Origin of the sequence: Neomelitea salexigens DSM 19753 (assembly GCF_000422345.1) — a bacterium.
In the GTDB taxonomy this organism is placed as follows: Bacteria; Pseudomonadota; Gammaproteobacteria; order Pseudomonadales; family Spongiibacteraceae; genus Spongiibacter; species Spongiibacter marinus_A.
In genome coordinates, this window is the sequence record NZ_AULP01000005.1 from 154,319 (window position 1) to 174,652 (window position 20,334).

The 20,334-nt window shown below is 55.6% G+C and carries 22 protein-coding genes and 1 tRNA gene; 13 read left to right on the plus strand and 10 right to left on the minus strand.

What is annotated here, in order from left to right:
- The first annotated feature begins 63 nt into the window (after nt 1–63).
- The 10 genes from H573_RS0109675 to tatC all read left to right on the plus strand — a co-directional run bounded on the left by H573_RS0109675 (nt 64) and on the right by tatC (nt 7,155).
- On the plus strand, nt 64–1,206 hold the full coding sequence (locus H573_RS0109675; protein WP_027874092.1) for a DnaT-like ssDNA-binding domain-containing protein: 1,143 nt from the start codon (nt 64–66) through the stop codon (nt 1,204–1,206).
- Nucleotides 1,115–1,783, plus strand: coding sequence for a replication protein P (locus tag H573_RS0109680; RefSeq protein ID WP_234701857.1), 669 nt, complete (start codon nt 1,115–1,117; stop codon nt 1,781–1,783). The genes H573_RS0109675 and H573_RS0109680 overlap by 92 nt, the downstream gene beginning before the upstream one ends.
- Before the next feature lie 84 nt (nt 1,784–1,867).
- A complete protein-coding gene (gene ubiE, locus H573_RS0109685) occupies nt 1,868–2,617 on the plus strand; it encodes a bifunctional demethylmenaquinone methyltransferase/2-methoxy-6-polyprenyl-1,4-benzoquinol methylase UbiE (RefSeq protein WP_027874094.1) in 750 nt (249 codons plus the stop codon).
- Nucleotides 2,618–2,625: 8 nt separating this feature from the next.
- A complete protein-coding gene (locus H573_RS0109690) occupies nt 2,626–3,240 on the plus strand; it encodes a ubiquinone biosynthesis accessory factor UbiJ (RefSeq protein WP_036256368.1) in 615 nt (204 codons plus the stop codon).
- Nucleotides 3,241–3,254: 14 nt separating this feature from the next.
- The gene (gene ubiB / locus H573_RS0109695; RefSeq protein ID WP_027874096.1) at nt 3,255–4,886 is read left to right on the plus strand and encodes a ubiquinone biosynthesis regulatory protein kinase UbiB; all 1,632 of its coding nucleotides are present in this window, start codon (nt 3,255–3,257) and stop codon (nt 4,884–4,886) included.
- 40 nt (nt 4,887–4,926) lie between these two features.
- Complete coding sequence (gene hisI / locus H573_RS0109700; RefSeq protein ID WP_027874097.1) at nt 4,927–5,328, plus strand: phosphoribosyl-AMP cyclohydrolase; 402 nt, start codon at nt 4,927–4,929, stop codon at nt 5,326–5,328.
- Nucleotides 5,318–5,680 (plus strand): phosphoribosyl-ATP diphosphatase, encoded by a 363-nt coding sequence (locus tag H573_RS0109705; RefSeq protein WP_051171177.1) that lies wholly within the window; start codon nt 5,318–5,320, stop codon nt 5,678–5,680. Before hisI ends, H573_RS0109705 begins: the two co-directional genes overlap by 11 nt.
- 15 nt (nt 5,681–5,695) lie before the next feature.
- A complete protein-coding gene (gene tatA / locus H573_RS0109710) occupies nt 5,696–5,932 on the plus strand; it encodes a Sec-independent protein translocase subunit TatA (protein WP_027874099.1) in 237 nt (78 codons plus the stop codon).
- A gap of 3 nt (nt 5,933–5,935) precedes the next feature.
- Nucleotides 5,936–6,388: a Sec-independent protein translocase protein TatB gene (tatB, locus tag H573_RS19325; RefSeq protein ID WP_027874100.1), complete on the plus strand. Its 453-nt coding sequence runs from the start codon at nt 5,936–5,938 to the stop codon at nt 6,386–6,388.
- Complete coding sequence (gene tatC, locus H573_RS0109720; protein ID WP_027874101.1) at nt 6,385–7,155, plus strand: twin-arginine translocase subunit TatC; 771 nt, start codon at nt 6,385–6,387, stop codon at nt 7,153–7,155. The genes tatB and tatC overlap by 4 nt, the downstream gene beginning before the upstream one ends.
- A 25-nt stretch (nt 7,156–7,180) precedes the next feature.
- On the opposite strand, the gene dnaB is transcribed toward tatC, so the two are convergent.
- The 7 genes from dnaB to rnr all read right to left on the minus strand — a co-directional run bounded on the left by dnaB (nt 7,181) and on the right by rnr (nt 14,142).
- Nucleotides 7,181–8,599: a replicative DNA helicase gene (gene dnaB, locus H573_RS0109725; protein WP_234701858.1), complete on the minus strand. Its 1,419-nt coding sequence runs from the start codon at nt 8,597–8,599 to the stop codon at nt 7,181–7,183.
- Between the two features lie 150 nt (nt 8,600–8,749).
- A complete protein-coding gene (gene rplI, locus H573_RS0109730) occupies nt 8,750–9,196 on the minus strand; it encodes a 50S ribosomal protein L9 (RefSeq protein ID WP_027874103.1) in 447 nt (148 codons plus the stop codon).
- A gap of 35 nt (nt 9,197–9,231) precedes the next feature.
- The gene (locus H573_RS0109735; RefSeq protein WP_154653870.1) at nt 9,232–10,050 is read right to left on the minus strand and encodes a hypothetical protein; all 819 of its coding nucleotides are present in this window, start codon (nt 10,048–10,050) and stop codon (nt 9,232–9,234) included.
- A gap of 39 nt (nt 10,051–10,089) precedes the next feature.
- Nucleotides 10,090–10,317, minus strand: a complete 228-nt coding sequence (gene rpsR, locus H573_RS0109740) for a 30S ribosomal protein S18 (RefSeq protein ID WP_027874105.1) — start codon at nt 10,315–10,317, stop codon at nt 10,090–10,092.
- Between the two features lie 26 nt (nt 10,318–10,343).
- The gene (gene rpsF, locus H573_RS0109745; RefSeq protein WP_027874106.1) at nt 10,344–10,784 is read right to left on the minus strand and encodes a 30S ribosomal protein S6; all 441 of its coding nucleotides are present in this window, start codon (nt 10,782–10,784) and stop codon (nt 10,344–10,346) included.
- Between the two features lie 158 nt (nt 10,785–10,942).
- The gene (gene rlmB, locus H573_RS0109750) at nt 10,943–11,674 is read right to left on the minus strand and encodes a 23S rRNA (guanosine(2251)-2'-O)-methyltransferase RlmB (RefSeq protein ID WP_027874107.1); all 732 of its coding nucleotides are present in this window, start codon (nt 11,672–11,674) and stop codon (nt 10,943–10,945) included.
- Nucleotides 11,675–11,733: 59 nt separating this feature from the next.
- Complete coding sequence (gene rnr / locus H573_RS0109755; RefSeq protein ID WP_027874108.1) at nt 11,734–14,142, minus strand: ribonuclease R; 2,409 nt, start codon at nt 14,140–14,142, stop codon at nt 11,734–11,736.
- 122 nt (nt 14,143–14,264) lie between these two features.
- Here rnr and H573_RS0109760 point away from each other — a divergent pair.
- A tRNA-Leu gene (locus H573_RS0109760) sits at nt 14,265–14,351 on the plus strand.
- Nucleotides 14,352–14,596: 245 nt separating this feature from the next.
- Nucleotides 14,597–16,246 (plus strand): hypothetical protein, encoded by a 1,650-nt coding sequence (locus H573_RS0109765; RefSeq protein ID WP_027874109.1) that lies wholly within the window; start codon nt 14,597–14,599, stop codon nt 16,244–16,246.
- A gap of 52 nt (nt 16,247–16,298) precedes the next feature.
- Here H573_RS0109765 and H573_RS0109770 read toward each other — a convergent pair whose 3' ends face one another.
- From H573_RS0109770 to H573_RS19020, 3 genes are all read right to left on the minus strand, one after another.
- Nucleotides 16,299–17,411 (minus strand): helix-turn-helix transcriptional regulator, encoded by a 1,113-nt coding sequence (locus tag H573_RS0109770; RefSeq protein ID WP_051171178.1) that lies wholly within the window; start codon nt 17,409–17,411, stop codon nt 16,299–16,301.
- A 1,078-nt stretch (nt 17,412–18,489) separates the two neighbouring features.
- Nucleotides 18,490–19,362 carry an SDR family NAD(P)-dependent oxidoreductase gene (locus H573_RS0109775; RefSeq protein ID WP_027874111.1) on the minus strand — a complete coding sequence of 291 codons (873 nt, stop codon included), beginning with the start codon at nt 19,360–19,362 and terminating at the stop codon, nt 18,490–18,492.
- The gene (locus H573_RS19020) at nt 19,355–19,891 is read right to left on the minus strand and encodes a nuclear transport factor 2 family protein (RefSeq protein WP_051171179.1); all 537 of its coding nucleotides are present in this window, start codon (nt 19,889–19,891) and stop codon (nt 19,355–19,357) included. Before H573_RS19020 ends, H573_RS0109775 begins: the two co-directional genes overlap by 8 nt.
- 88 nt (nt 19,892–19,979) lie before the next feature.
- On the opposite strand from H573_RS19020, the gene H573_RS0109785 reads away from it, so the two are divergent.
- Entirely contained in the window at nt 19,980–20,300 is a 321-nt protein-coding gene (locus tag H573_RS0109785) for a 2Fe-2S iron-sulfur cluster-binding protein (RefSeq protein WP_027874112.1), read from the plus strand.
- Nucleotides 20,301–20,334: the final 34 nt, after the last annotated feature.

Here is a 20,334-nt window from a genome sequence, read left to right on the forward strand (position 1 = left end):
TGCTGTGCTGACAGAACAGGCGACTAGCCCGTACAATACTCTGCCAAGTGAGGATAATGATTCATGTCGGCGCCACTACTGGAAAGACCCCTACTGGTATCGCCCACTCTGGCAGCAACCATTGGCCTGGAGTGTGCCCTGCTATACCAGTTGCTCGCCGACTGGCAACCCCTGCTGGAAGTCCGTCCACGCCAGGGCCAAGACTGGTTACTTATCGACCGTCAGCGGCTCGAAGAACAACTGCCGTTCTGGCAAAGCGCCGATATTGACCGTCTGCTTCAACAACTCCACGACCAGGGGCTCATTATTATCGGCGGCGCGCTGATCAGCAATGCCCGCAACATTCGTTTTGCCATGCCCGCTCAGCAAACCGGTGCCCCCCAAAACGCCCCAGCTCGCCCGGCATCAACACGGCCCGAACCAACAGTGCGCAGCAGCGCACCCGCCCAAGCCGTTCCCGGGCGCCAGCTTATCAGCGCCGATTGGCGGCCCGACCCCGCTGCCGTTGAATATCTCACCCGCTTTAACCGGGTGAGCAACCAATTTATTGAAGCTTGTATACCCGAGTTCATCGCCCACTACCGCGAAAGCGGCGAAGCAAGAAGCTCTTGGAGCAGCACATTCAGCCAATACGTCAGCCGCCGCTGGAAAAAACAACAATACGCTGAAATCGAGCAAGCCCGGCATCAGGTCATTGACAATCACTGGCGGCCCAGCCGCGATGCCCTGGAGATACTGCTGCGCGACGGCATTAGCGAGCACTTTATCGAAGATGCTATTCCCGAATTCATCCTTTACTGGCGCGAGCGCGGCACGCAAGATAGCAACTGGAACTCACGATTTCTGCAACACATTCGGCTGCAGTGGGCGCGATACACCAATGCGGTCAGTCACGAAAAAGCCCATGTGCCAATCAGCAGCAACTGGCAACCGAGCCCGGAAGTGTTTGAAATTCTGCGTATGGCGCGGATTGACGCCGACTTTGCCCGGGAGCAAATTCCCGAGTTTATCTTGTTTTGGCGTGACAGCGGCCAAACCCAACGCTCCTGGAATACAAAGTTTCTGCAACATGTAAAATACCGCTGGGCCCACAGCCACCAACTGGACAAATACGATGCACGACAGCAAAAAGCTTCTGGATCAAGCCAAGCAGCAACTGGCTTCATCGACAAGCACACCGACCGAAGCTGGGCCGACGGCCTCTAAGCCACTGCCGGATAAGAGCGCTGTTATCGACGCCATCAACCGCATGTTTGCGGAGTTTGAGCTCGTCTATCACAACCAATACAACAAAGCCTTCGCAAACGCCGAAAAGCTCTCTTACGCCAAAAAACTGTGGTTCAGTAACCTTTGCCACATTCCACCAGAGCAAATTACCGCAGCCTGTCACCGCGCCATTCGCGAGTCTGAGTTTTTGCCGACGATCAAAGGCATTCTGAAATACTGCGAGCCCGATGACCAAGCGCTTGGCCTGCCTGACCCCCACAGCGCCTATGTAGAGGCCTGTCGGGCACCGTCACCGAAAAACGAATATCGCTGGTCCCACCCCGCGGTCTATCACGCCGGGCGAAAAAGCGACTGGTATTTCCTGGCAAACAACACCGAGCAGCAGGCATTCCCGGTATACAAGCGCCACTATCAGGCGCTATGCGAGCAAGTACGCAAAGGTCAGGCACTCGAACCCCCTCATCCAGAGGCACTTCCCGCGCCGGAGGCCAAGCCCCTGGACCCGGAAGAACAGCGCCGCCGAATGCGGGAAATGCGCAGCAAACTGAATATCTAAAACGGCCGTGCAGGCCGCCGTTACAGCGGATACAATAACGCCGCACGCGCGCAATCAGCGCCCAAGCCCCTCGGGACAAAGACTATGGCAGACGACAAAACAACCCACTTTGGCTTTAAGACCGTCAATCGCGGTGAAAAAGTAAACATGGTGGCCGGCGTATTTCATTCGGTCGCCGGCAAATATGACTTGATGAACGATCTGATGTCAGGGGGCATTCACCGGCTTTGGAAGCGTTTCACCATCGAACTTTCCGGCGTCCGACGCGGCAATAGCGTGCTCGACATCGCGGGCGGTACCGGCGATTTAGCGGCCAAATTCAGCCGCTTGGTCGGCAGTGAGGGCAAGGTTGTGCTCGCCGACATCAACGATTCTATGCTGCAGGTGGGGCGCGAAAAACTGACCAATCGCGGCATTGTCGGCAATATTGAATACGTGCAGGCCAACGCCGAATGCCTGCCCTTCCCGGACAATAGCTTCGACTGCATTACCATCGCCTTTGGCCTGCGCAACGTCACCGACAAAGACGCCGCGCTGCGCTCTATGTTGCGCGTACTGAAGCCAGGCGGGCGTTTGCTGGTGTTGGAATTCTCCAAGCCAACCAATGAATTAATGAGCAAGGTCTACGACCGCTACTCCTTCGATATTCTGCCTCGCATGGGCAAGCTCATCACCAATGACGAAGACAGCTACCGCTATCTCGCCGAGAGCATTCGCATGCACCCGGACCAGGAAACCCTTAAGGAAATGATGACCGAAGCCGGTTTTGCCGAGGTCCGCTACCACAATATGACGGCCGGCGTGGTTGCCGTTCACCGGGGCGTCAAGCCGTGATCCCCCCCATGATCAGCACTGCAGCCCTCTCAGGGCTGGAGGACGCGGTCAACCGAGCGCTGCAGCTCGACCCGAGTAGCGCCGCCAAACTCGCCGAGCTCGATGGCGAAAGCTTTGCCCTGGAACTGCGCGAGCCCGACTTGAATATCGGGCTCAGCATTAACGGCAAGCGACTAAAACTGGGGCTGCACGCACCACAATCACCAAGCACCGCACTGAGAGGGCACTGGCGAGACTTCGCCGCCGTCGCCTCCGCTGACGATCCGGCGGCAGCGTTGATTAACGGCAATATTCAAGTCAGCGGCGACACCGCGCCCCTGCTGGCATTGCGCAAGCTACTGGCCGAATTGCAACTAGACTGGGAACACCCACTGGCCGAAGCCTTTGGCGACGTTGCCGCACACCAAATTGGCCGGGGCTTGCGCGCCGGGCATCGCTGGCTGAGCGGGACCGGGAAAAACCTGCGCCGCCAGCTTGAAGACTTTTTACTAGAAGAGAGTCGACTCTTGCCCCACCCCCTGCAGGCAGAAGCGATGTTCAAAGATATCGACGACCTGAACGCCCGCAGTGAGCGTCTCGAAGCGAAACTTCGTCGCCTACAGCAGCGCCTGAAAACTCAGTAACAAAGGAATACCGAATGGGCCTGCGCCGGTTGCTTGCCATACTCATTATCGTCTGTCGCTATCGCATCGACTTGCTGCTTCCCCAGGACAAACTGCCACTGCGATTGCGCCTACTTCTGCGCTGCGGCCCCTGGCGCCTGTGCCCTGCACCGGCGTTGAGCCGAGGGCAGCGACTGCGCTTAGCCCTTGAGTCGCTGGGGCCGATTTTTATCAAATTCGGCCAACTGCTCTCTACCCGGCGGGACCTGCTGCCCGACGACATCGCCGAAGAACTCGCATTACTGCAAGACCGCGTACCGCCTTTTCCCAGCGACCAGGCGGTCGCCGTGATTGAAAAAGCGCTGGGCCAAAGCGTCGATGACGTATTTGCCTCTTTCGATCGCAACGCGCTAGCCTCGGCCTCCATTGCCCAGGTGCACTGCGCAACGCTGAAGACCGGCGAGCAGGTCGTCGTTAAAGTCGTTCGCCCCGGCATCGAAACCACGATTGGCAAAGACATCCAGTTAATGCAGAGCATTGCTCGCATTGTCCGCCGCCACCTCCCCGATGGCCGCCGTCTTCGCCCCGAGGAGATCGTTGAAGACTATCGTCACACCATCTACGACGAGCTGGACCTGCAGCGCGAAGGCGCCAATACCTCGCAGCTGCGCCGCAATTTCGCCGCCTCAGATATTCTCTATGTGCCCGAGGTCTACTGGGACTATACCCGCCGCAACGTGCTGGTCATTGAGCGCATTCACGGCATCCCCGTTACCGATGTGGAGACCCTGAACGCACAGGGCACGGATATGAAGAAGCTCGCCGAGCGCGGCGTGGAAATTTTCTTCACCCAGGTTTTTCGCGACAGTTTTTTCCACGCGGACATGCACCCCGGCAATATTTTCGTAGCCGAAGGCCGACCCCAGTCGCCGCAGTACATCGCTATTGATTGCGCAATTATCGGCAGTCTCAGCGACTTTGATCAGTACTACTTAGCGCGCAACCTACTGGCGATCTTCCAGCGCAACTACCGCGAAGTCGCAGAACTCCACGTCGAGTGCGGCTGGGTGCCTCCGCACACTAAAGTTCACGAGTTTGAAGCCGCCATCCGCAGCGTCAGCGAACCGATTTTTGAAAAACCGTTGTCAGAAATTTCCTTCGGCCAGCTGCTGGTATACCTGTTTCAAACTGCCCGCCGCTTCGATATGGAAGTACAACCCTCACTGGTGCTATTGCAAAAGACCTTGCTGAATGTGGAGGGCCTGGGGCGCCAGCTGTATCCGCAACTCGACCTCTGGGCAACCGCCATGCCTTTTTTGGAGCGCTGGATCCGCGACCGCTATTCGCCCCAGAGTATGCTGAAGCGCGTCGGCCATCGGCTGCCCGGCTGGCTGGAGCAACTTCCGCAATTGCCCGAAACCCTGCTTGAGCGCGGCCAGCCGCCGCAGCAGGCACAGAACGACGCACTGCGTCTGCAATTACAACAAGCGGAAAAACACGCAGAGCAACGCGATAGGCGCGCGCGCAATCAGCGACTGGGTATCGTCGCCCTGCTGGCAGCCGCACTGATCGCCGACCCGGAAATCAGCCTTGGCTTGCAGTCACTACCCACCGCGAGCCTCGCCTTGCTCGGCGCCGGTTTATATTTCTTAATTCGCTCGCGCTAATGTAAAGTAGGCGCACGCAGAAAACGAAGGCAGTATGTTTATGCAGCGGCAAGACAGTAAGCAGTGGTTAGACCAGGTCAAATGGAATGACGCTGGCTTGGTCGCTGCCATAGCACAAGACGTGCACAGCGGTCGCGTGCTGATGATGGCGTGGATGAATCGCGAAGCGCTTGAGCTGACCGTGAGCGAGCAACGCGCCGTTTATTGGTCGCGCTCGCGCCAGGCGCTGTGGCGCAAGGGTGAGAGTTCCGGCCATACACAAACGCTTCATGACATCGCGCTAGACTGCGACGGCGATGCAATTCTTATGCAGGTTGAACAACTAGGCGGCATCGCTTGCCATACAGGGCGTCAGAGCTGCTTCTATCGCAGCCTGAAAGAGTCGCAGTGGCAAACCCAGGAAGCGGTACTAAAGAACCCGGAAGAGATCTATGACAAGTAAAGCTAAAGCCGCTGACGCATCAATACTCAACCAATTAGATGCCGTGCTCGCCGAGCGTAAAAATGCTGACGCCGACAGCTCATATGTAGCCAGCCTTTACCACAAGGGGCTCAATAAAATTCTGGAAAAGGTTGGCGAAGAGTCCGTTGAAGCGATCATTGCCGCCAAAGATGCCGAACGCAGCGGCGATCATCAGGAAGTAGTTTATGAGACCGCGGATTTGTGGTTTCACACAATGGTTATGCTTCAGCACTTGGGCATCGACCACAGCGATATTTTACATGAACTGGCGCGGCGCTTTGGGCTTTCCGGCCATGATGAAAAAGCACAGCGCGGCAACAACAAACAATAAGTGAGGTAAGTAGCAATGGGACTTGGTGGTATTAGTATCTGGCAACTGTTGATCATTCTGGCAATTGTGGTGCTGTTATTTGGCACCAAGAAGCTTAAAAATATCGGCAGCGACCTCGGCGGCGCGGTAAAAGGCTTTAAAGACAGCCTCGACGGCGACGATAAAGCCAAAAACATTGAGCAAAAAGAAGCCGACAGTGAGGCGACCAGCGCTCAAGCGGAACAAAGCGAACAAAAAAACGAGTCAAAATAAACCATGTTTGACATCGGCTTTGCCGAACTACTGTTGATCGCTGTACTTGGCCTGTTGGTCTTAGGCCCTGAGCGTCTGCCCACCGCCGTAAGAACCATCAGCTTGTGGCTGGGGCGGCTGCGTAGAAGCTTTACCAGCATCCGCCAGGAGATAGAGCGCGAAGTGGGCGCCGATGAAATTCGTCGGCAGCTCCACAATGAGTCAATCATGGCGTCGCTGGAAGATAGCAAGAAATCACTGCAAGACAGCCTTGAAAGCGCGGCCGACGATATTCGCTCGGTCGAACGCTCGCTAAGCCAAGCCAATGCAAGCGCCGAGTCAGACGGCACAGAGGACGAACAGGCAGTGAACGAAAATGCGATCACTCCAGAGGTGCCACAGACTGCCTCGGATGCTAGCAGTGACACCAGCAATGACACCCCCACTAAAGAAAAAGGCAGCGACCCTGCGCCATGAGTATCGACGCTGACCAAGATCAAGGGCAGCCGCTAATTGCCCACCTCACTGAACTCCGTGACCGGCTATTGCGAATCGTATTGGCAGTACTGATTTGCGCACTGGGGCTAATGCCCTTTTCATCCGAGATCTATGCCTTTGTTTCTCAGCCCTTGCAGCAGTATCTGCCCGAAGGCAGCGGCATGATCGCAACGGAAGTCGCCTCCACCTTTCTAGCCCCGTTTAAACTAGTGCTTGTGTCGGCGGTATGCCTGGCCATCCCGGTGATTCTTCACCAGATATGGGCCTTTATCTCACCCGGCATGTATCGACACGAAAAGCGCATCGCCGCGCCACTATTGTTTTCCAGCGTGCTGCTCTTTTACCTCGGACTGGCCTTTGCCTATGTTGTGGTGTTCCCATTGGTGTTTGGCTTTTTCAGCAGCATCACACCGGAAGGCGTCTCCTACACACCCGACATTTCACGCTTTCTCGACACCGCACTGAAGCTCTTTATGGCCTTCGGCATTGCTTTTGAAATCCCGATTGCTACGGTCTTGTTGATTACCGCCGGCGTCACCAGCGCAGAAAAGCTCGCAGCCAAGCGTGCGTACGTCGTGGTGGCCTGTTTCGTCGTGGGTATGCTGCTGACCCCACCAGATGTTATCTCGCAGATGCTACTGGCACTGCCAATGTGGCTACTGTTTGAAGTGGGAATATTCTTTGGCCGCTTTATTCAGTCGCGGCCAGCGGAAAATGAGGAAGAAGAGCAACGCCCGTCTCTGTAAGCAGTGACGGGGCTTAAGGTCTTACCTAGTAGCCGGGATCTTCGTAATCGCCAAAGGCGAGATTCTCAAAGCGCGTAAATTTACCAATAAAGCTCAGCCTTGCGGTCCCGATGGGGCCGTTACGCTGCTTGCCGATAATAATTTCCGCAACGCCTTTGTCTTGCGTTTCTTCGTTGTAAACCTCATCACGATAGATAAACATGATGACGTCGGCATCCTGCTCGATCGCTCCCGATTCACGCAAATCTGAGTTCACCGGGCGTTTATTAGGTCGTTGCTCCAGCGCGCGGTTTAGCTGTGACAGTGCAACCACTGGGCAATCGAACTCTTTGGCAATCCCTTTGAGCGAGCGCGATATTTCGGAGATTTCCGCGGTTCGCCCCTCGCTCCCCTTGCCGGCCACCTGCATCAGCTGCAGGTAATCGAGCATGATCATGCCGATACTGCCATGCTCCCGGAGCACTTTGCGCGCTCGCGAGCGCACTTCAGTAGGGGTCAATGCGGCGGTATCATCGATAAACAACGGCCGATCTTTCAACTTACTTACCGCGGCGCTCAGCTTCGGCCAATCTTCTTCTTCCAGCTTGCCGCTGCGCACCCGCCCCTGGTCGATTTTGCCCACTGACGACAACATCCGCATCATCAGCTGACTGGCGGGCATTTCCATACTGAACACCAGTACGGGCTGCTCGTATCGCAACAGGACGTTTTCCACCAGGTTCATGGCAAAGGTTGTCTTACCCATCGATGGTCGCGCTGCGACGATGACCAGGTCCGACTTCTGCAAGCCAGAGGTCATCTCATCGAGTTTTTCAAAGCCCGTGCTTAAACCGGTAATTGCATCGTCGTTGTTGAACAGCTCGTCAATTTTATCAACGGCTTCCTTCAACAGCGGATTGATCGGCTCCAGGCCGCCCGCTTTCGGGCGCTCCTCAGCGATCTGCATAATGCGACGTTCGGCTTCGTCCAGCACCTCGTCGCTGCTTCGCCCCTCGGGGTTAAAGCTCGTATCGGCAATGGAGTTGGCCGCAGAGATCAGCGAGCGAAAGATCGAGCGCTCACGCACGGCTTGCGCATAGGCGCGGATATTCGCGACCGACGGCGTCCCGGTGGCAATTTCGGCAAGGTAGGCGGTGCCACCCACCTCTTTGAGCTGCCCGTTGCGCGCCAGGGTTTCTGCCAAGGTGACAACATCAATCGGCTGCTCTTGCTCGACCAGCTGACTCATACAGGCGTAAATCAGACGGTGCTCGGGGCGAAAGAAATCGCCCTCGCCAACCATATCGGCAACCGAGTCCCAAGCTTCACCGGCAATCATTAAGCCGCCCAGCACCGACTGCTCCGCTTCCAGAGAGTGCGGAGGCAATTTCAATTTAGCGAAGTCACCGTCATCAAATTCCGGCGGCGATTCAGATTCTGGATAGGCGTCAGCTTGCACAGCCACACTCACTGCTCAGGTTGGTTGGCCATTGTGGCAAAAAAAAAACGCGCCGACCAGCAAGGCCACGCGCGCTTTTTTCACTGCGCCCCATTAACAGGACACAGCATTGCGGGCAGTGCTCACCGCCCGCTGCTACCATTGATTGGCGAGTTATTACTCAGCAACAACCGTTACGGCAACGTTTTGAATCACATCACTGTGAACCTGGATAGCGATTTCGTAGCTACCAATCTCACGGATGGGACCTTCAGGCATACGCACTTCACTTTTGCTTACTTCAACGCCAGCAGCAGTGATCGCCTCAGCCAAATCGCGTGTACCGATAGAGCCGAACAGTTTGCCGCCTTCACCCGCATTCGCTTCGATGTTAACCGCAACGTCAGCCAGCTTCGCTGCGCGCGCTTCAGCAGTAGCACGCTTTTCAGCAGCAGCAGCTTCCAGCTCAGCGCGACGGGCTTCAAATGTCGCCACGTTGTCTTCGGTGGCAGGAACTGCTTTACCGAAAGGAATAAGGAAATTACGGCCGTAACCGGATTTCACATTTACCTGGTCGCCCAGGTCACCCAGCTTGCCAATTTTCTCAAGCAGAATCACTTGCATGGTTCTAACCCTCTTCTGCGCGTCTGTCTCGAGGCCTATTTGGCCGTCGGCAAACGCCGTCTGATATCAATCCAACTATCTACAATCGCTGCCAAAATTAACACCGCCCACAGCGGCCCTAACAACAACAGCGCGATATAAAACACCACTAGCCATACACGCCCTAAAGCAAGACGACCAACCACCCCGTGTACCAGTGACAGCCCCGCAGCAATCAGCGGCAACAAGCACATAACTCCCCAAAAGCGATACACTTCACCCAGTTGCCCCACTAACAGCATCACTGCTACCAACGCAACGGTAAGTACCGCCGGCAATCGCAAAGACCACATTTCTTCGCGAAACCCACCAGGGTTGTAAAGCATTGCCTGCCACCAGCGCGCCAACATTAATGCCAACACGCTCCACAACACGGTACTGCCGCCAATCACTGCCGCAATATCGCCGGTCAGTATCTGGGGCAACGCATTACTGGACTGCGCTTGCAGCTGGTCCAGCATCGGCTGCACGGTAGCCAAAATTCCTGCCAGGTATTCCTGTGCCCCGTTGTACAAGGCAAAGGCGCTGAGCATGCCGCCCAGCACAGCGCTGGCAAGCGCCAACGGCCAAGAGCGACTGCTACGCAACACTTCGGCGGCCGCCGCTGTGGTTAACAGCATGCACAGCGGGCCGACATCCTGGCCGTAGAAAGCAACGGCTATGGCCGGTAAAAGCGCCCAAAATACAACAAAGGCACCTTCGGTCATCCCCTTTCTCAGGGTAACCAGAGCGGCGGCTGATGCCCCCACCCAGGCAAACATCAAACTGCCTATCCCCAAGCCAGCAACTGCCACGGCCTGGAGGCGCCCTTTCATAATAAATTCTGCAAGGGGGCGCATGACTAACCGCTCAGCTTATTTATGGCTGTCGGTGTAAGGCAGCAGAGCCAGAAAACGCGCGCGTTTAATCGCGGTAGACAGCTGGCGCTGATACTTGGCGTTGGTTCCAGTAATACGGCTGGGAACAATCTTGCCAGTCTCTGAAACATAGGCTTTCAAAGTGTCCAGATCTTTGTAATCGATCTGCTTAACACCTTCCGCGGTGAAGCGGCAAAACTTACGACGACGGAAAAAACGTGCCATCTTTTAAATCCTCACTCTGTCCGCAATTATTCAGCGTTTTGCTCAGCAGCCGGAGCGGCTTCTGATGATTCGCGCTTCTCAGTTGGCTGCTCGCTGTCACGGCGCTCGCTGCGCTGATCACTGCGGCTGCGACGCTCACGGCTTTCTTTTTCCGCTTTCATGATCGGCGACTCTTCGGTAACCGCTTCATCCTGACGAATGATGAGATTACGCAGAACGGCGTCGTTGTAACGGAAGTTAGTAGTCAGCTCGTCGATCGCTTCTGCACTTGCTTCAGCGTTGATCAGCACGTAGTGAGCCTTGTGGATTTTGTTGATCGGGTAAGCCAGTTGACGGCGACCCCAGTCTTCCAAGCGGTGAACTTTACCGCCGTCTTTTTCGATAGCCTGGGTATAACGCTCGACCATACCAGGTACCTGCTCGCTCTGATCCGGGTGGACCAGGAACACGATTTCGTAGTGACGCATTGTATGCTCCTTACGGGTTAAGCCACCCTTTATGGTGTGGCAAGGAGGGCAAACCAGCTGCTTGGAGCGGGCTTACCGTTAAAACAAGAGCGCGAATTCTAGGCAAGCACCCCGCCAGATGCAAGCAATTCGTGCATTTTTTAATCAAAACACGCGCTTTACTGACGCTGCCGAACGGCCTCGAACAAACACACACCGGTTGCGACCGACACGTTGAGACTGCTGACCTCCCCGGCCATAGGCAGGTGAGCAAGATAGTCACACTGCTCGCGGGTCAAGCGACGCATGCCACTACCCTCGGCCCCCATGACCAGTGCCACAGGGCCAGACAGGTCGCAGTCATACAAAGACTGTGTGGCCTCGCCCGCCAAGCCAATAATCCACACCCCCGCCTCCTGGAGTTGACGCAGACTACGGGCTAGATTGGTGACCTGCACAAACGGCACTGCCTCAGCGGCCCCGCAGGCCACTTTGCGCACGGTTGCATTCAAGCTCGCGGAGTTGTCTTTGGGTGCAATCACGACTGTCACACCCGCCGCATCGGCGCTGCGCAAGCAGGCCCCGAGATTATGGGGGTCGGTCACGCCGTCGAGAACCAACACCAATGCGCGCTTGCCCGCTGCAGCAACGAGCTCCGGCAAGCGCTTTTCGTGGGTTTGACTCGGTGCTTTTGCATTCGCGACGACCCCCTGGTGCCGCCCATCCACCAACTCGTCCAAGACTTTTCTAGGACACTCATGCAAAGCGATACTATGTCGCTGTGCGAGTTCAAGGACGGCATGCAGGCGCTTGTCACGACGCCCCTCAAGCACCCATATTTCGCTAACGCTTTCCGGGCGGCGCTGCAATGCCGTGGTAACGGCATGCAAGCCAAAAATTTGTTCTTTCACTCTTTAACCTATTCACAAAAGCGCCCAGCAATTCGCTGTAGGCAGCATCAAACTCTCGCCTAGCGACGGCGCTTTTTATTCGCCGAGCTTTTCTTGGCTGGCCCTTTGGCCGACTCGGCCTTTTTGCCCGCACCACGCTTGGACCTCGACGACTTGGCACCTTTAGACTTAGGCACCTGCCCCTTGGCCAAGGCTTCTCGTACCGAGGGTTTGCGGCGGCGCTTGGCCTCGCCCTCAACCAGACCCAAGTCAACCTTCCGCTCTTCCAAGTCCACGCTCAGCACCTGCACTTTTAGCGAGTCACCGAGCTGGTACACTCGGCGGCTACGCTCACCTACCAAGCGCTGATGGGCCGGGTCGAACTGGTAATAGTCTTGCGGCAAGGCAGAAATATGCACAAGCCCTTCTATATATAAGTCCTGCAATTCGACAAAAAGGCCGAAACCGGTCACGGCGGCAATCATGCCATCGAATTCACTGCCCACATGTTCCTGCAGGAATTCGCATTTCAAAAACGCCATTACATCGCGACTGGCATCATCGGCGCGACGCTCAGCCATCGAGCAGTGCTCACCCAGGCCCAACAGCGCCGCCATATCATAGGGATAAATCTTTTCACGCGGCAGATCCGGTGCGCCTTTTACGGGTCGGAAGCACTTGGGTGCCTTGCCGCCACCATTGCGCAGCAGATAGCGAAGTGCGCGGTGCACCATAAGGTCGGGGTAGCGGCGAATCGGCGAGGTAAAGTGGGTGTAACCGGTATAGTTCAGGCCAAAGTGGCCATCATTATCGGGCTGATACACCGCCTGGCTCAGCGAGCGCAGCATCATTGTTTGAATCATCTGGCCATCGGGCCGGTCTTTCAAACTCGCCAATAATTTTTGATAGTCCGTGGGCGAGGGGTCGTCACCACCCTTTAAGCCTAGCCCGATCTCTGCCAGAAACTCTCGCAGGTTACTCAGCTTTTGCTCAGACGGGCCATTGTGCACACGGAATAGCGCTTCAAGCCCTGATTTTTCCAGCGTCTTTGCCGTCGCCACATTGGCGATCAGCATACACTCCTCAATCATTCTGTGCGCATCGTGGCGATGCACTGGCACGATCGCATCGATGCGCTTTTCATCATCAAAGACAATGCGCGTTTCGACGGTTTCGAAATCAATTGCTCCCCGCTTGGAGCGCGCCTGACGCAGCGCCCTGTACAAATTATGAAGCTCGCTCAACTGAGGAAGGAGGCTGCGGTGCTTACCGGTGTCCTTGGCAGGATCAGCGCCCTCGACACCAAGCATGGCACCCACTTCGTTGTATGTGAGCCGGGCATGGGATCGCATCACCGCCTCATAAAACTGATAGCCGCTGAGCCGCCCCCGCGCGCTGATGGTCATTTCACACACCATGCACAGGCGATCTACATCAGGATTTAGCGAGCACAGGCCATTGGACAGCGCCTCGGGAAGCATCGGCACCACTCGATCGGGAAAATACACCGAGGTCGCGCGACGCTGGGCCTCTTCATCCAACGCGGACCCGAGCTTCACATAGTGGGAAACATCGGCAATGGCCACCCACAGCCGCCAACCACCGAAACGCTTTTTCTCACAGTACACCGCGTCATCAAAGTCGCGCGCGTCTTCACCATCAATGGTGACCAATGGCAGCTTGCGTAAATCCACACGGTGCTTTTTATCCGCGTCTGCAGGCGCATTACCGAACTGCCTGGCCTGCTCCTCTACCGCCTCGGGCCACTCAAAGGGAATTTCATGGCTGCGCAGTGCAAGCTCAGTAGCAACGCCCACTGTCGCCCTGTCACCGAGTACTTCAACTATTTTGCCCCGTGCTTGCTGACGCAGTCCCGGCTGACGAGTGATAGACACCATCACAAAGTCATTTTCGCTGGCACCTGCCGTATCGTCGTCCTCAAGAGCGACCCAGTTTTGGATTCGGCTATTATCAGGAACAACAACCCAACGCCCGCGGTGGTCCACCAACTTACCCACTAATTGCTGGGTATTGCGCTCGAGCACATCAACAATGATGCCTTCCCGGCGCCCACGGTGATCGCTACCCGTAACCTCTACTGCAACCGTGTCGCCATCGAAGACCTGCTGCATCTGTCGGCTGTGCAGGTATACATCCTCTTCATCCTCAACCAACACAAAGCCATAGCCGTCGCGGTGCCCCTGAACGCGCCCTTGTATGGCATCCCCCACAACCGGAGCCATCAGCTTGCCTCGCCGTCCCTCTATGAGCTGGCCGTCACGCAACATCGCTTTGATGCGGCGGCGCAAGCCCTCTTCCTGCTCCTCGCCAGCTATATCAAGGCGTTTGCGCAGCGCCGCTGCGGTCATGCCCTGCTCTGACGACCTCAACTGGTCTAGAATGTATTCGCGACTGGGCACGGGGTTTTCATAGCGCTCGGCTTCGCGGGCGGCATGGGGGTCGTTATGTTGCTTGCGGCCTTTTGGCATGCAGTGGCAGTTCCTCTTAAATAGCTACAAAATTTGCGCCTAGTGTAACGCAAAGCGTTGACAAAAAAGCGCGATATCAGTAAATTGCGCGCCTCGGCAGCAATTGCCTTGGTTTTACCCCTGCCCAGGTGGTGAAATTGGTAGACACGCTAGCTTCAGGTGCTAGTGGCCTCACGGCCGTGGAGGTTCAAGTCCTCTCCTGGGCACCATATTTCAAAAAAGGCCTTCGTTGACTCAGCGAAGGCCTTTTTTTATGCCTCAGCATTTCAAGTACGCCCCCACGTCCGCACACCACCGAAAGAAGCAAACAATAGCTCTCGCCCCCAATAATTATAGAAATATTGCCGATTTTCGCAGCCACCCAGCAACGCATACCCAATTTGGGAGATGAGCTGTACCCAACTCTATGGTCCTCTAACGACTTTAGACATTCGGTACAGAAATCGGAGATACCATGAAATCAGCTCATTGGGGGCCGCTCGCCCTAGCCTTTACACTCACCGCCTGTGGTGGCGGTGGCTCCTCGTCTGGCGGAAGCAATAGTTCCGAGCCGGAGGTCCAGCGAGGTATTTTTACCGACAGCGCCGTTGCCGGTATCCGCTATCAAACCGCTCCCAGCGGCCAGTCAGGCAGCACGACTGAACTGGGTGAGTACGAATTTGTCGAGGGCGATAGCGTCACCTTCAGTATTGGTGGAATCACACTGCCTGAGGTTCCCGCCAGCGGCCGAGTCACCCCAGCCGACATGGACGGCGGCACGCCCAACCAGGTCACCAATATTCTGCGCTTGCTGCAGTCATTGGACGATGACGGCAATGCTGACAATGGCATTACCATTGGCGACGGGATTCACGGACTTCTTGCCGATGCACAGCTCAATCTCGGCTTACCGCAGTCAGAGTTTGAAACGCAATTCGACACCGAAATTGCGACCCCCACTGGCAAAAGCTTAGTCAGCGCGGACAAGGCCGAAGCCCATTTTGGCCGCTCACAACAGGCCGACCTGCGCGGCAGCTGGTTATTTGTCGAGCCGGCGGGCGAGAGCAGTAACGGTAAAGGGCCAAATGGCGAAGAAATCAGCGTACTGACTTTCCTGAGCGGGAATCGCTACATTGTCAGCCACAAATACGGCAACGATGACCAGGGTACCGCCACCGCAGAGTGGGGCTACTACGCGTGGAACCCTGCCGATGGCGTAATCACGTTCAGCGCCCAGGCACAGTCCAACACCGATGGCGGTTTCTGTGAAACGCTGGGCGAAGGCTGCGGCCAGGAAACGGTTCGCTTAGTTAACGATGAGCTACATTTTGGTAGCGAGGCGAATGCCGCCGCAGCGTTTAAAAGCGTCAAAAGTAGCAGTAATGCTTTTGTAGGTAGCTGGTTGATTGAAGATCAGGCAGACGAGTTCCACGTTCTTACGGTACTTGAGGATGGCAGCTACAACGTAGCCCACAGCTATCGCGACGAGGGTGACGCCTCCCTCCCCGCTGACGCACCTACCTCAGAATGGGGAAATTACAGCATTGATGGCAACCTGTTCAGCGTGACTGACATCGTTTCAGAAACCGACGGAGACGGCGGCTTATCCGACGGTGACGATGTATGCACCACCACCAAATGGGGAGATTTCAACTGCGAAAGCGACGCCGAGGAGGCATTCAGCTTCATGCGCGTGGGCCGCTTCACGGTAAAATTGCGAGTAGAAGATGACAACGGCAGCGCCATCTATAGAAAAACCGCTACCGCTGAACGCAGCGCAGAGCGCCTGTTTGTTGAGAACCAGAGCAAAGCCTTTACATACGCCTTTCCAGACGAGGCCGATAAAATTTCGGTTAGGCTCTACGAAAACGGCTCAGGCAGGGTGGATTTTGGCCCCGATGAGTCAAGCACGATCGAACACAGCTGGAAGGTCAATGCGGCGGGCAGTCTCGATTACTATGAAACCATGGACGACGACTCAACAGGCTATTGGCTCTTTGCACCCATCAAAGACAGCCGCGGACGTGACATGGCGCTGATTAGCTTTTCGCATAAGGACGGCACCACCTCCCATGAAAGTGCCTTTTTTATCAGCGAGTTGGTCGGAGAGATCGTTGCAAAATAAGCTCAATCTCCTGCGGGCATAAACTGCCCGCAGACACCCATTTCAACAGGCGCTATCGCAACAGCGCCGCCAAAATACTGCTCACCAACTCTCCCTGCCGGGTGCAGGCCGTCTTCTGAAAAACCTGCTTTAACTGGTAACGCACAGTGCTTATCTTGCGCCCCAAGTGGTCGGCGATAGCCTGCAAATCCATGCCCGCTACCAAGTGCTCGCACACCTGTGACTCCGCCACAGTAAGTTCAAAATAGCCGGCAATTTGCTCGGCATTTGGCAACTGCCGGTGACCGGGCTCATAAATGGTAAGCAGCGCTCCGCCCGCCAATAACTCGCTGCTCTCTATCGGCCGCAAAACAAATATCAGCGGTTGGCGACCCGCACGTTTTAAGAATAACGTCTCGGTGTAATAGCCCTCACGGCCAACACTGGCGCGCACAACCTGTGTCGAGGCGAGAAAAAACGCGGACTGCAGCGCCGTCTCTGAAAAACTCAGGCGCTCATCGCGTATCGCCAGACTGCGCTCGCGATCAAGCAATGCTCGCGCGGCCTTATTGGAGTGCAACACCGTGGAATAGCTGTCCAGCACTAACGTCGCATCGGGCAATACATCGATAACCGCAGCCAGCGATGACGACGCGTCGCTACGCGATGCTAACTGCCGATTGAGGCCCACAGCCTGACGAATATAGGGAGCAAGTCGGTTCAGAGCGCCAATTTCATGCGGCTGAAATGCACCCTGTTCCACAGTTCTTTGAATTGTCAGCAGCACGCATTCATCCGCTGAGCTTTCAACAACCAGCCAAGCGGCATCGAGCATGCCCTGCTCTTCTTCCCAGCGCACAGAGCCCTCATCGGGGTTAGTCTCTTCGACATAGGTAAGCGCGGTCTGAAAAGCGCCTGGCGCCTGACGAATTGCCGTATTGATGACGATATCCACGGCAATCATGTCGCTGCCGATGTACCACTGCAACAACTCCTCAGAAAGACCGTAGTACCAAACATTCTCCACCCGCAGGGGGTTGCGCCGAATCACCAACAGCTCAGCGGCTTCACCACCAATAGACAGCGTCAACGTCTCGAGAAAGTGATGAAAACCCGCCGGATCAATCAGGGCACCGTAAAGGTGCTGAATCAACGCTGGCTCGTTGCTTAATGGTAGTGATTGCATCCCAAGTACTTGCGTAATGCCTGCTATAGCGTCCCGTCATCAGACCTGCCAGCTCATCCATGACGCTTGGGTCGATACCATATTGAACATTTACTGCCCCCACTCATCCACCGTGGGCAACATGCCGCCGGATTATAGGCATGTGCCACTATGCTTGTCGCTGGCTTAGCAAGAAAAATTGAAAGGGGGAGAGAACTTACAATTGAAAAAGTAGGGGTTTCCTGCGACTGCGAGGACACAAAAATAGCGACGAAGCGTCGAGGGAACGGTTCAACGCTCGCTGGTTGCGAGCATTTTGCACAAAAGCGCCCGGCCTCAGCGTGGCACATCCGCACTGTGCGGTCACACCAATGACGGCTACCTGTTCGTGGCCGGCAAAGCCATTATCGGTGGAGACTATAGCGGGAGCTATTGAAGTAAGGCTTCATAAAATCAATAACTCCAACCTCGTGTATTTATTTGGCCCCTTTTTTTGTCATGACTTCATTAATTATGCATTAGTCACTCTATTGACTAAGGTCCGAAATCACTCTGCCAGCTTCCCGCTATCTGCCAGCGCCTCATATTTAACGGACATATAAGCGCAATTAGAAACCATATATCAAATAAATAACATCAAATGGCCTCATTGAGACCAATGACTCATACTTCCCGTAGCAATAGCCAATCGAGCACGAATAGATCCCATAGACAGCCAGTAAAAATACCGACAAAAATGCCACCAGCTTCGGCTTCCTGCCAGGAAAGTAATATTTTGAGTAGAGCGCCATTAAAAATATACCCCCGAGCAATACAACCTCTATATCATTTGATCGAAAAAATAATGGCAAAAGTGATGTCCAAAGCGGTACAGCAAGCTGCTCGCGCTCATTGAGAGCTCTCATTTATTCCCACCCCATAAATAAATAATCCCAGAGGTCTAGATTGACGCCGTCGCTGTTGGGCCTTCTACCCAAAAAACGGAATGAAGGGTGCATAGCCCAATACTTTTATTTCCACACCTGTATATTTTCACCATGCACCTCCCTCGGCTAAAAATTAAAATTCATAATTATCGGTAAGGAATAACGCCACTATCCTAATACACCACAGCCGGATTGGGTTTCGGCGGCTCGCCTAAAGTCTCCCGGTAGGAGGGGCGGACGTTGCCCTCGTCGGTTACGCCAAGTTTCCGCGCCAACTCTGCCCCGATCACGGTGTGGCCACTCAAGGCCTCTGCTTGGTTGCTGGCGGCCAAGGCATAGAGAATGCGACCGGTAAACTCCGGGCTCTCGGCAGTTTTGCTGAAGGCTTCGTATTGCGCTGGATTGACCTTGCTGGCAACAGCGGCGCGCTCAGTTTTGAGCGGCCCCATCCACACCGACAGAGTATTCACTCCCGAACCCCGCAAGTCTACGGCCATATCGTGGGCAAACTTATCCAGCCCGGCTTTCTGCGCGCCATAGGCGGGGCCGTGCATATAACAGGAGGCACCAAATGATGAGCCAAAAGCGATAAGGCCTCGCCCCTGCTCCACCATCATCTGCGCTGCATGCCAGCTGGCAATATAGGCCGAGCGCAATCCTACGTTGAGTATCTCGCAGGCCGAGATGTCTTTTTGCCAAAAGGGTTTCTGCTCAATGAGCTGCGGGTGCATATAGGTCGCGTTATTGACCAGTAGGTCAAGCCGCCCTTGCTCACGGCGAATTTGTTCAAACACCGCGGCCACGCGTTCGTCGTCACTGTGATCGCATAACACGGCAATACCTTTGCCACCCGCAGCCGTTACCGCAGCAGCAGTTTCCGCAACGGTGCCGGGCAATACCGAGCCATCCCAGGCTTTAGCATCGCCGGGCTCAACGGTGCGACCGGTAACATAAACCGTCATACCGTGAGCACCCAGCGCACGAGCGATGCCCGCGCCAGCGCCGCGACTCGCCCCTGTGACCAGCGCTACTTTTATCTCACTCACTTCGGGCCTCCTCATACTCTGTTAGTCGTTTCGCCGAGAAAATTCGGTGCCTTACCCGCCATCCCTGTGCGGTTTTCACCAGCCAGTCATAATAAGAGCCGAAGTGCATACAGTAGCCATCGCGACTTTTATCCTCGCGCGGCACCGGCGCAATAATGCGAAAAAATAGCCGCGCGCCATCACCGTCTTCCCGGGCATGGATGTTACACATCAAGTGGGCGAGTGGATGCCGCCCCTCCTCCGCCATATAACGCTTTATCTCTGCAACACCTCGCAACGTCACCAGGCCGCGCACTTCAAATACTGCGTCCTTGGTGAAGATGGAATCCATTTGCGCCCAATCCCGATCGTCCACTGCGTCGCCGTACCGCCCTGGCAGTTCATGTAGCGCCAGTCGGTCAGCCAGGCTTAGCTCGTGTTTGTCTTTATGCACCGTATTTCCCCACTCCCAGCTTATGCAACAGGCAATATAGCCATGCAGCAAGCGACACACATCGCCCAATAGCATCACAATTGACAACATTTCCATTCAAGACTGGCATCGCCCCTTCTAGAGGGTAAAATTGCGCCACCTGCCCCCAACAGCAGACGACACAAATAACCCACTGGAGCATTTTATGCCGCTAATCACTTTTATCTCTCACAACGGCGAGGCCCGCGAAGTCGAGGCCGAGAGCGGTCACAGCCTGATGCAAGCCGCACTCGACGGCGGTATTGATGACATTCTGGCCGAGTGCGGCGGCTCGTGCAGCTGCGCAACCTGCCACTGTTACATTGACGAACCCTGGCGCAGCAAACTGCCCGCAGCCGATGATATGGAACAAGGCATTCTCGACGGCGTACTCGAGCCCGAAGAGGGCAGCCGCTTAAGCTGCCAAATTGAGGTGCGCGACGACCTAGAAGGAATGGAAGTACGCCTGCCCGCCTCGCAATACTAAGCGCCTTGCTGACTGCCGCGATCGGCGTTACTGT